Origin of the sequence: Streptomyces hainanensis, from assembly GCF_004348415.1 — a bacterium.
Lineage (GTDB): Bacteria > Actinomycetota > Actinomycetes > Streptomycetales > Streptomycetaceae > Streptomyces > Streptomyces hainanensis.
This window is the reverse complement of the sequence record NZ_SMKI01000282.1, coordinates 1-10,245: the sequence shown is the minus strand read 5'-3', so window position 1 is coordinate 10,245 and position 10,245 is coordinate 1. Positions and strand designations below refer to the sequence as shown.

9 protein-coding genes are annotated in these 10,245 nt (G+C 72.7%); 1 reads left to right on the top strand and 8 read right to left on the bottom strand.

Translation table 11 applies throughout. The annotated features are described in order from the left end of the window. Positions 1-29: 29 nt before the first annotated feature. The 3 genes from E1283_RS23600 to E1283_RS23590 are packed head-to-tail and all read right to left on the bottom strand — an operon-like array spanning position 30 to position 3,101. On the bottom strand, positions 30-1,004 hold the full coding sequence (locus E1283_RS23600; protein ID WP_132820137.1) for an SCO0930 family lipoprotein: 975 nt from the start codon (positions 1,002-1,004) through the stop codon (positions 30-32). A gap of 32 nt (positions 1,005-1,036) precedes the next feature. Then, positions 1,037-2,515: an NADH-ubiquinone oxidoreductase-F iron-sulfur binding region domain-containing protein gene (locus tag E1283_RS23595; protein ID WP_132820136.1), complete on the bottom strand. Its 1,479-nt coding sequence runs from the start codon at positions 2,513-2,515 to the stop codon at positions 1,037-1,039. Continuing rightward, positions 2,502-3,101, bottom strand: coding sequence for a hypothetical protein (locus tag E1283_RS23590; protein ID WP_132820135.1), 600 nt, complete (start codon positions 3,099-3,101; stop codon positions 2,502-2,504). Before E1283_RS23590 ends, E1283_RS23595 begins: the two co-directional genes overlap by 14 nt. Before the next feature lie 522 nt (positions 3,102-3,623). Here E1283_RS23590 and E1283_RS23585 point away from each other — a divergent pair. After that, positions 3,624-4,643: a PucR family transcriptional regulator gene (locus E1283_RS23585; protein ID WP_132820134.1), complete on the top strand. Its 1,020-nt coding sequence runs from the start codon at positions 3,624-3,626 to the stop codon at positions 4,641-4,643. Between the two features lie 142 nt (positions 4,644-4,785). Here E1283_RS23585 and E1283_RS23580 read toward each other — a convergent pair whose 3' ends face one another. From E1283_RS23580 to E1283_RS23560, 5 genes are all read right to left on the bottom strand, one after another. Continuing rightward, positions 4,786-5,934 carry a serine hydrolase domain-containing protein gene (locus E1283_RS23580; protein ID WP_132820133.1) on the bottom strand — a complete coding sequence of 383 codons (1,149 nt, stop codon included), beginning with the start codon at positions 5,932-5,934 and terminating at the stop codon, positions 4,786-4,788. A 215-nt stretch (positions 5,935-6,149) separates the two neighbouring features. Beyond that, the gene (locus E1283_RS23575; RefSeq protein ID WP_425086219.1) at positions 6,150-7,586 is read right to left on the bottom strand and encodes a DUF1996 domain-containing protein; all 1,437 of its coding nucleotides are present in this window, start codon (positions 7,584-7,586) and stop codon (positions 6,150-6,152) included. A 536-nt stretch (positions 7,587-8,122) separates the two neighbouring features. Continuing rightward, positions 8,123-8,740: a DUF4142 domain-containing protein gene (locus tag E1283_RS23570; protein WP_243745050.1), complete on the bottom strand. Its 618-nt coding sequence runs from the start codon at positions 8,738-8,740 to the stop codon at positions 8,123-8,125. Positions 8,741-8,914: 174 nt separating this feature from the next. Next, the gene (locus tag E1283_RS23565; protein WP_132820131.1) at positions 8,915-9,868 is read right to left on the bottom strand and encodes a hypothetical protein; all 954 of its coding nucleotides are present in this window, start codon (positions 9,866-9,868) and stop codon (positions 8,915-8,917) included. Then, positions 9,865-10,245, bottom strand: a 381-nt coding sequence (locus E1283_RS23560; RefSeq protein WP_243745049.1) for a PEP-utilizing enzyme, incomplete at its 5' end; no start/stop codon positions are given. The genes E1283_RS23560 and E1283_RS23565, both read right to left, overlap by 4 nt.

The window sequence follows — 10,245 nt, the reverse complement described above, 5'->3', positions numbered from 1 at the left end:
GGTGGGGGGACGCGTCGTGCGGTGGGGGATCAGGCGCCGCCGGCCTTGCCGCCCTCGGGGGTCACGGCCCACCAGAGGTCCTGGGCGCCGTGGCCGGTGGTGTCGCCGGGCTCCTGGTCGCCGGTGAAGTAGTAGACCGGCCAGCAGTCGATGGTCAGCTGCGTGGTGCCGTCGGGGCGCTCGAACGGGATGATCAGCTCGGGGTCGAAGCCCAGCTGCTCGGCGACCGCCGGGTCGATGAACTCGGCCGGCTTCCAGGTCTCGAGGCAGGCGTCCAGGCAGCCGGTCGACATCGGCCAGGCGGTGTCGTTGTCGAAGCGGTAGAGGGTGCGGCCCTCCGAGTCGGCGACGATCTCGCCGAGGTCGGGGTCGTCGATGATGTTGAGCTCGTCGAACTCGCCGCCCGCCTCGGCGCCACCGCCGCCCTCGGCGGCGCCGGAGCCGGCCGGGGCGCCGCTCGGGGCCAGGGCGTTCCAGACGCCGCCGACGCCGTGGCCGTTGACGTCACCCGGCGCGGCGTCCTCCGCGTAGCGGTAGACCGGCCAGCCGTTGAGCGTCAACTGCAGGCTGCCGTCCGAGCGTTCGACCTCGCCGAGCAGTGAGGCGTCGATCCCGGCGGCCGCCGCCGCGTCGTCGGCCGGCACCGCCGGCCAGGCCACGAGGCAGTCGCCCTCGCAGTTGGACACCGGCGGATCGGCGGTGTCGTTCTCGAAGCGGTAGAGCGTGAATCCCTCCGCGTCGGTGACCACCTCACCCAGCTCGGAGTCCTCGGCCACGGCCAGTTCGCCGGCGGGCTCACCCAGCTGGGGGGAGGCGCCCGAGTCGTCGCCGTAGCCGTCGCCGTAGTCGTAGCCGCTGTCCGACGAGGCACCCGCGTTCTCGATCGTGGTGGTGCCGCCGTCGTCGGCTCCGCCACAGGCGACGGTGAGGAAGAGGCTGGCCACCGCCGCCACGGTCAGCGCCGAGCGGTGCGGAAAGCGCTGGCGAGTGAGCTGAGTTGTCATGGTTGCTCCTTGAAATGTGGGGTGGGGGTTGGTCAGTTGGCTAGTCGGAGGGCCAGTTCCGGGCATCGGCGGATGGCGCGTACGGCCTGGTTGCGGGAGTCCGCCGGGAGGTTGTAGGTGGCGTTGTCGGGGTAGCCGTCGGGACCGAGGCGGACCACGTCGGGCACCACGTCGGCGCACAGCCCGTGGCCCCGGCACAGCGTCCAGTCCACGAGCAGCTTCGGTCCGCTGTCCGAGGTCGCCGCCGGCAGCGCGATCGGCTCCGGAGGCACGGCGAGCGAGCCGACGGTGGGGCGCCCGCAGCCGCGACCCACCGCGTGGTCGGTGAACTCGGTGAGGAACGAGTTGAGCGCCGAGTTCACGAAGTTGGCGGTGCCGTCCGGGTGGCTGCACGCGCCGCGCTTCCGCACCGACAGCACCCGGTTGCGTACCGCGTCGAGAGCGTTGAGCCCGCCGCCGCTCGCGGCCCGGCTCAGCGCCTCGGCGATCGACGGCAGCCCCAGCGCGCACGGTCCGCACTGGTTCGCCGACTGGTCGGCCATCCAGCGGGCGACCTTCACGGTCTCGCCCACCGGGCAGGTCCCGTGCGGCAGCGGCATCACCGCGCCGGCCGCCAGCACCGCGTCGTACCGCTTGAGCGCGTCGCGGTCGAGCGTCGTCTCCTTCGCGGCGTCGGCGTCGATGAACCGGCCGTGGTAGCCGCCGATCAGCACGCCCTGCCCCGGGTCGGGCATGCCGCACAGCCACAGCACGTCGCGCAGCGGCGTGCCGACCGGCGCCTCGACCACGAACTTGCCGGCCACGCTCAGCAGCACCGTGCCCGGTTCGTTCGGCAGGCCCAACTCCCGGTAGGAGAGGGCGCCGAGCCGGGACGCCACCGAGAGCTGCGTGAACGTCTCGGTGTTGGAGAACAGGGTGGGGGCGCCGGCCAGTCCGCTCTCGGTCGAGCGCACCTTGCGGCCGGCCGGCAGCGCGGGCAGTCCCTCGATGCCGCGGGTCAACGCGGACGCCTCGCCGGTGACGAACCGCTCGGGCAGGTACGTCACCTCGATCGGCCGGGTGCCCGGCGGCATCTCGGCCACCGCGTCCCGCACCGACTTCTCCACGTCGGTCCTGGTGACGCCGATCGCGATCCGGTCCGCGCCCAGCGCCTCGGCCGCGAGCAGCGCGCCGTCCAGCACCAGGTGCGGGGTGCGCAGCAGCAGTTCCTTGTCCTTGAGGCAACTGGGCTCGCCCTCGCTGCCGTTGATCACCACATGAGGTGCCATGCCGCGGCGGCCCGCCGCCTCGACGACGCCCTTCAGCTTCCTGGCGAACGGGAAGCCCGCCCCACCCCGGCCGCGCAGATCGATGTTCTCCGCGAGAGCGATCACCTCCTCCAACCGCAGCCGGGGGAGCGGGCCGTGAACCGTGAGATGCGCGACACGGTCCAGGCGGGTGGCGACGTCGAGCCCGGCCAGCAGGCGCGGCTGGCCGACGACGGCGAGCGCGGGACGCTTAGGAACGCTCATGGACGAGCCTCCTGCGGGCGACGATCCGGTGGCCCAGCACGATGGCCACGCCGACGATGGCGGCGAAGTAGGCGATGGTCACCCAGGAACCGCTCACCGGCCGGCCGGCCTTGAGGCCGTGGACCATCGAGGCGCCCCAGGCCAGGTAGGCGCTCATGTGGATGGCACGCCACCACCGGGCCTTGCGCGGGGTGGCGAACACGCTCCGCACGGCGCCGGAGACGGCGGTCACCAGGAACAGGTAGGCGGCCAGGGTCCCGAGCCCGATCAGCACCGCGCGTCTGTCCGCGGTGAAGGGCACGAAGGCCACGGAGGCGGTGACCCGCCCGCCCGCGATCTTGACCCAGATGTGCAGGGCGAGGAACGTCAGCCCCGCCACCGCCAGGCCGCGGTGCACGCCCTGGGCCAGCAGCCGGTGGCCCGGGGCTAACACGATCCGGTCGGTGGAGACCACGCCCCACAGCACCGTGCCGCTCAGGGCGACCAGCGCGGCCACGCCGGCACCCCAGTCGAGGAAGAACCAGAGGTGTCCGAAGACCCCCGCGTTGGCCGCGGCCAGCAGCACGACCATGGTCGCGCCCGCCACGTAGGCGGCGATGAGCCGCGGCCCGCGGTCGCCGCCTGGTCGGCGCGCTCCGCCGACGGGTCCGCGGCCCGGGGCCTGGACCGGGCCGCGGACCTGGCCGCGGAGCGCACGCTGCGACCGGGGGGTCGCGGCTCGGTGAGATGCGCGGCGGCGAGAAGCCGACTTGATCTCTGGGGGTGGGTAGGTGGTCATCGGGCTAAACCTCCGGGACAAGCGCCGTGGCCGCAGCATGTCGAATTTCGGCGCACGGGATTGCGCGATTATCCGAGCGTGATAAATTTCTGCGCGTCCGGCCGCTCCACCTGCGGCAAGGACTAAGAAAAAACCCGTCCTGTCTTTGTCGACCGGGAAATTCAAGGGAACCTGAAAGGGTCCTTAAAGGCGACTTAAATAATTGCGAAGACGCCCCGGAAAACGCGATGACAGATTTTTTTGAGTACCTTGTGCGATGTTCTTCCGACGTTCTTCTGACGCAATGCCCGCGATCTGTCGGGTCCACACCCGACGTGAAGGAGATCCGAGATGCGTGCCCTTCTGGACCACATCTGGTTAAGCCCCAGGGAGCTGCCCGCCCTGGCCGACGAGGTGGCCGACGCGCTGCTGGACCGCGTGTCCGCCATGTCGGCGCTGCCCGAGGAGCGCCGCCGCGCGGAGATGCGTTCCGAGGTCGAGGCCGCCCTGCGCGGGGCCCTCAGCCGGCCGGAGCCCGAGACCCTCGCGGAAGGGGACGGCGAGTACGGCTCGCTGACCCGCGAGCGGGCCCGTCAGGAGCTGTTCGCCGCGCTCACCACAGGACCCGCGCTCTCCGAGGAGTCCCTGGCCTCCCTGGCGCCGCTGGCCCAGCGCGCCGCCTGGAAGCTGCCGACCGGGGTGCAGGCCGTGGTGCTCGGCGCACCGGGTGAACTGCGGTTCTCCACCGACACGTTGGGCGACGCGCTGATCGGCATCACGGACGGCAGGCCCTGCGCCCTGATCCCCGACCCCGACCCGGAGGCGCGCCCGGAGCTGCGCCGCGCCCTGCCGCGCGGCCGGGCCGCGGCCGTCGGGCACACGGTGCCGCTCGCCGACGCCCGTTCCTCGCTGCGCTGGGCGCGCCGGCTGGTCGAGCTGGCGCCGGACGCGCAGGTGCTCTTCGTCGAGGACCACCTGCCGGCGCTGCTGCTGCTCCAGGACGAGTCCCTGGTCCGCGCCCTCTCGACCCGCTGGCTGCGTCCGCTCGAGTCGCTGAAGCCCGCGCAGAGCGCGCGGCTCGAAACGACGCTGCTGGCCTGGCTGGAGGGCGGCGGCGCGCCCGAGGCCGCCAAGACCCTGAAGGTGCACCCGCAGACGGTGCACTACCGGCTGCGGCAGTTGGAGAAGCTGTTCGGCCCGGTGCTGCGGGACCCGCGCAGCCGCTTCGAGTTGGAGATGACGCTGCACAGCCGCCGGCTGCTCGGCCAGGTGCGGGACGTGCAGGCCCGGATCAGCCGGCGGGCGAGGACCGCGGCCATGGCGCTGCGGCCGATGGACGTGGCCCGTGAGGCCCGTGTCAACGGCCGCTAGGTGAGGGGCGGTTCCGGAGGAAGAGGAGGAAGCGGAGGGAGACCGGGGCGAGCGACAGAACGGGGCGGTGCGGAAGCGCACACGAGGAGGGCCTGCCAGGCGGTTCACCGCCCGGCGGGCCCTCCTCTTCGCCGTCACGTGCTCAGGGGCCGGTCCGGCACAGCTCCTGGTCCACGAGCGCGCTCATGGCCCGCTGGGTGTCCTGGCCGCCGTCGCTGGTGACGTACACCGCGGCGGTCCTGGTCCCGTCGGCGGTGGCGCCGACCCAGGTGCGGTAGCCGAGCAGCTCGCCCACGTGGCCGAAGTAGCCGCCGCCGCAGGACAGCGGGATCTCGGCCAGACCGAGCCCGTACTCCAGGCCGAGCTCGGGCGCGGGCACGGTGGTCGTCATCTCGTCGAGCCGCGCCTGGTCCAGCAGTTCGCCGCCGAGCAGCGCGGAGTGGAACCGGTTCAGGTCGCGCGTGGTGCTGACGATCGAGCCGGAGCCGACGGCCATGCTCGGGTTCAGCGCCGTGACGTCGACGAGGTTGTCGGTGCCGAACGCGGCGTAGCTCCTGGCGTGCGGGCCCGGGAGGAACGGGAGGGTGTCGGGTGTGCCGGTGCCCGAGAGGCCCAGCGGGCGGATGATCCGGTCCGCCACCTCGTCGGCCCAACTCCGGCCGGTGACCTCGTGGATGATCATCGCGGCGAGCGTGTAGTTGGTGTTGGAGTACGACCAGTCGTCGCCGGGTGGGAAGTCGGGTGGGTTGCGCATCGCCAGCGCCACCAGCTCCTCGGGGGTGTAGGTGCGGAACCGCTCGGCGCGATAGCCGTCCGCGCCGCGCAACGCGGCGATGTCCGGCAGGACGTCGGGGATGCCGCTGGTGTGTCGCAGCAGCTGCCGCACGGTGACCTGGCGGCCGTCGTTGCCGTTTCCCCGGACCACGCCCGGCAGCCACTCCTCGACGGTGTCGTCGAGGGACAGGCGCCCCTCGTCGACGAGTTGCAGCACGACGGTGGCGGTGAAGGTCTTGGTGACGCTGCCGATCCGGAACCTGCCGTCCCGCGGCATCGGCGTCCCGGTGCCCCGCACGGCCGTTCCGGCGCGCGCGCTGTGACGGGTGTCGGGCGACGTCACCTCGGCGAACACGCCGACGACGCCGGTCTCGTGGATCGCGTCCACCCGCTGTTGGAGCGGGTCCGGCGGCCGCGGCCCCGCCGCCGCCGTGGTCCAGGTCGTCGCGGCGAGCAGGACCGCGGTCAGGCCGGTCAGGACGAGCCGGCGTCGTCGGTGCCTTGCTGGCCCGTGCATGGTGACCTCTTCTCCGTGACACGCGGGGACGACGCCCATCCCACCAGCGGAGCGGGACACGGCCCATCCGGCCATCCCCCCGACGCGCCGGGGGTTACCCCCCGGGACGGGGGGTTACCCCCCGGGACGACAGAAGGACGGGCACCTTCCGGGGCGGGCGCTTGGCGCCCCGGAGGTGCCCGTCAGTCAGGGATGACGCGGCTACTGCCGTCCGGTCACGGGCCGCACTCCCGGCCCTCGTTGATGCAGGCCACGGCCTCGGCCATGAGCTGCTCGTTCATGACGTTGATGAAGTCACCGTGGTCGGTCGACGGGTGGTGCAGCTGCTCGGGGAAGCTGTCCACCGCGAACACCGGGCCCGGCGGGACCTCGTAGACGATCCGCTGGACCAGCTGCGGGATGGCCTGGAAGCCCCCGCCGCAGGAGCCGTCCTGCCCCGCGAACGCCACGTGCGTGCGGTGGTTGGCGCTGTCCGCGTTCTGGCCGTCCCAGCAGCTCTGGAAGTCGAAGGTGCGGACCAGGTCGCTGCCCTGCGGGCAGAGCGGGTACTGCTCGGTCAGCTGCACGGAGTCCTCGAAGCCGGTGCAGCTCCAGGACGCGTTGGCGTTGGCCGTGCCGTTGGTCAGCGTCTTGGCGTCGCCGGTGATGATCCGCAGGAAGCGCGGCATGTCGACCACCGGGCCGGTCGCGTTGCCCTGGAAGGTGAGGCTGACCTCGACCGGTTCGAGGACGCGGCCGCTGTTGTGGGCGTTGTCCAGCTCGTCGTCGATCGGGGGCACGTCGTCCCGGCCGATCTGGCCCGCGTCGCCGCCACCGCCGTTGCCGCCGTCACCGCCACCACCGTTGTGGTCGCCGTTGTGGCCGCCGGCCGCGTCGATGGTCCCGTCGCCGTCCTCGTCGAGGACCCGCAGCACCGGCCAGTAGTAGGTCGACTGGTCGCCGTTGGTGCAGGTGGTGTCGGCGGCGGCCATGCTCTCGTCGGTCGCGAAGGCGTCGACCCCGATGTTGCCGATGTAGTCGTGCAGGTGGTGGGCGCCGTTGGACACGCCGGGGGCCACGATCACGTTGTCGGAGTTGAACTGGCCCTCTTCGTTGGTGCCGCAGTCGACCGTGAACGTGCCGGTCGAGCCGTTCCCGTTGTCCGCGGGCGGCGGGGTCACGTTGGGCGTGACCGTGGTGATGTCGACGAAGTCCTCGGGGAACGGACCGCCCGACACCGGCGGGGGCGCCTCGCCGCCGTCACCGCCGTCGCCGCCGTCGCCGCCGTCCTCCGGCGGGGTGTCGACCGGGTCGGCGCCGCCGCCCCCGCCGCCGACCTCGCACCGTGCGAAGTCCTGCAGCCCGGTCGGCGCGATGGCGCCCGTGCGCTCGATCGCGATCCTGATCCGGTCGATGGCGGCGGTGCGCTTGTCGGCCAGCGGGCCGAGGATCGCGTTGTCCACGAAGTTCGGGCCGCCCTCGCCCGCCGAGCTCGCCAGCCGGGCGTTGGCCTCCTCGATCTGCCGCTGCAGCAGCCCGAGTTCGCGGTCCACCTCGGCCTGGGCGGCGTCCGGCACGTCCCCGACCTCCACGTCCGGGCACTCGACGGACCCGCCGCCGCCCGCCTCACCCTCCGCCGGCGGCGGCGTGTCGACCGGGTTGGCCGGCGGCATCACCTGGCAGGGGCTCATCCGGCGCAGCCGGTTGGCCTGCCGGCCGCTGACGCCGGTGGCGTCGATGATGCCCTGGATGGTCTGCTCGCGGTCGTTCTCCAGATCGCCGAGGACCTGCCGGGAGTCGCCGGGCTCGGCGTCCGCGACCTCGGACTCGTTGGTCGGGATCTGCCCGTAGGCGTCCGCGACCTGCCGGTCCAGATCGGCGAGGGCCTGGCCGACGTCGGTCCTGGCGTTGGCCGGCAGCACCTCCATGTTCTGTCCGACGTCCGGGCACTGGATCGTGCCACCCGGTTTCCACGCCTCCTGGTGCCCGCGTGACCAGCCTCCGCCGTCGCCCCCCCGACCCCAGCCGGCCGAGGCCTGCTGGGCGACGACCACCGCACCGCCGCCCCCGACCACCAGCGCCGTCACCAACGCCACGGCTTTTGTTCTGCCTCGCGAGCGTTTGTGTGTCTGCCGACTCATGAATTGCTCCGTCTCATACAGGGATCCATTGATTCGGGATCCGGAAGTCAGCCCTCGGACAATGGGGCCTAATCGGTCAGCTGCGCGTAGTCGACCAGTCCCGTCAACTCCAGATGAGTGATGTGGTCGAGCACGGTTTCATTGGCTTGGTCCGCCAGCTCCCGAACCATGGAATTCTCGGTCGTGTGTCTGACTTGGGCGACAAGCCCGAATACCTGGCCGTGTGCCCGACGCAGGATGTTGGCGAACAGGTATTCGTACTCGGCGCCGCTGGCCGCCGAGAACTGGTTGAGGAATCCCTGCTGCTGTTCGTTCGGCTGGGTGGGCATGTCGATGCCCAGTTCGCGCCCCGCGTCCACGGACATCTCGTCGAGCAGGGCGTGCCCGTCGACCAGATGCTCACCGGCGGTCCGCATCGCGTCGCTGCTGCCGCGTTCGATCGCCTGGCGGCCGGCGGGTCCCTCCCAGAGACCGGCCAGCCGCACCCGGCGCACGAAGTCGCGGTCCAGTGGGGTGAGCGGACCGTACTGGGTGTCGAGCGTGCCGCGGCCGTCGTCGGTGAACGTGGCCGGCGGGCCGACCTCGACGTTCGGGCCGGCGTTGGCGACGCGCTCGAAGAGGCTGACGGGGATGAGCAGGGCCGCCATCGTCAGCGCGAGCGCGCCGATGACGAGCGCGGTGCCCACGGTGTGAGCCGAAGTGAACGCGCCGGCGATGCCGGATCGTCGAGTAGCCATGCGAACTGCGCCCTCCAGGCCGGTTACGGGGGAGTGCGGTGGACGCTAGTGCTGGCCGGTCGACTCGCTACCGGAATCATCACCAACCGACAAAGTCCCGTGAGACCTGGAGAGTTGCTGCTACTATCCGCTGGCTTCGATGGATCCCGTTCCGACGATCCGCAGCCGCACGCGGTCGACGCCGACGTCCTCCAGGCAGCCGAGCAGCCGATGGACGTCGTGCTCGCTGAGCGACGGGTACGTCGTCACCGCGAACAGGCCGCCGTCGAGGGCGGTCAGGCCGGCCCGTTCCAGCGGGACGGCGGTGGCGTCGCGGCAGCGCTCCCAGAGTTGGTGCGCCGCCATGGTGACCCGACCCTCGTCCACGCCGTTGGCCTCGATCTCGAACAGTACCGAGGTGGCCGCCGCCGTGCCGCGTTCCGGGGGACGGGTTTCGGTCAGTTCGGCGAGGCCCTCGAAGAGGCCGACGCACGCCAGCCCGGCCAGCAGCCAGCCGGCGGCGCGCGGCCAACGGCGGCGGGTCGCGGACGGGCCGTCGAGCGGACGTTCCGGCAGCTCGGGAGCGGTGCCGGCGGTCGGACCGCCGGGCGGCGCGGCCAGCGGGGTGAGGCGGCCGGCGAGCCGCCGGTCGGCGGCGGGCCTGACGGTCGCCCCGGCGACCCGCTCCAGCAGCCAGGCGACGCCGGACAGCGCCACCCCGGTGGCCATCAGGACCGGCACGAACACGAACGTGCGGCGGCCGTCGTCCGCGCCGTGGTCGAGCAGCCAGGCGAAACGCGGCGGCCGGGACCGGCCGGTCTCGACCTCGGGCCCACGCGACGCGGCCAGCAGCTCGGCGCGCAGCCGCTCGTGCGCCTCGTCCCGGCGCCGGTCGCCCTCGCGCAACCGCTGTTCGAGGCGGCCGACGCGGTCCAGGACGGCGAGGCCGAGCAGCAGCACCTCGACCACCAGCAGCAGCACACCGCAGAGGAGGGCGCGCTGCCACTGCCAGCGGTAGAGGTAGACCACCAGATAGCCGGCGGCCCCCAGCGCGGTGGCACCGCCGAACAGGTAGCCGGCCAGCCGCGCGCCCCTCATGACCGCCCGACCTCCGCGACCTCGCCGGTGCCGCCGTCGACCAGCAGCGGCGTGCCGGGCGGGAAGCGGCGCACCGCGTCCGCGGCGCCGGTGACCGTGGGCAGACCCAACTCGCGTGCCAGCACGGCGAGATGCGACAGCGGGCTGCCGGTCTGGGCCACCAGCGCGGCCAGCGAGGGCAGCAGCGGCGCCAGCGTCGGGTCGAGATGCCGCACCACCAACACGGCGCCGCCGGGCGGCGGTTCGGCCGTCCCGTCCCACGCGACGCCGGTGATCCGGCCGCCGGTCACGCCCCGCCCGGCGGCCGGACCACGCGTTCCCTCGGTGACCACGACCCCGCCCTCGGCCACCCGGAACCGGTCCGGCAACGGCACCCC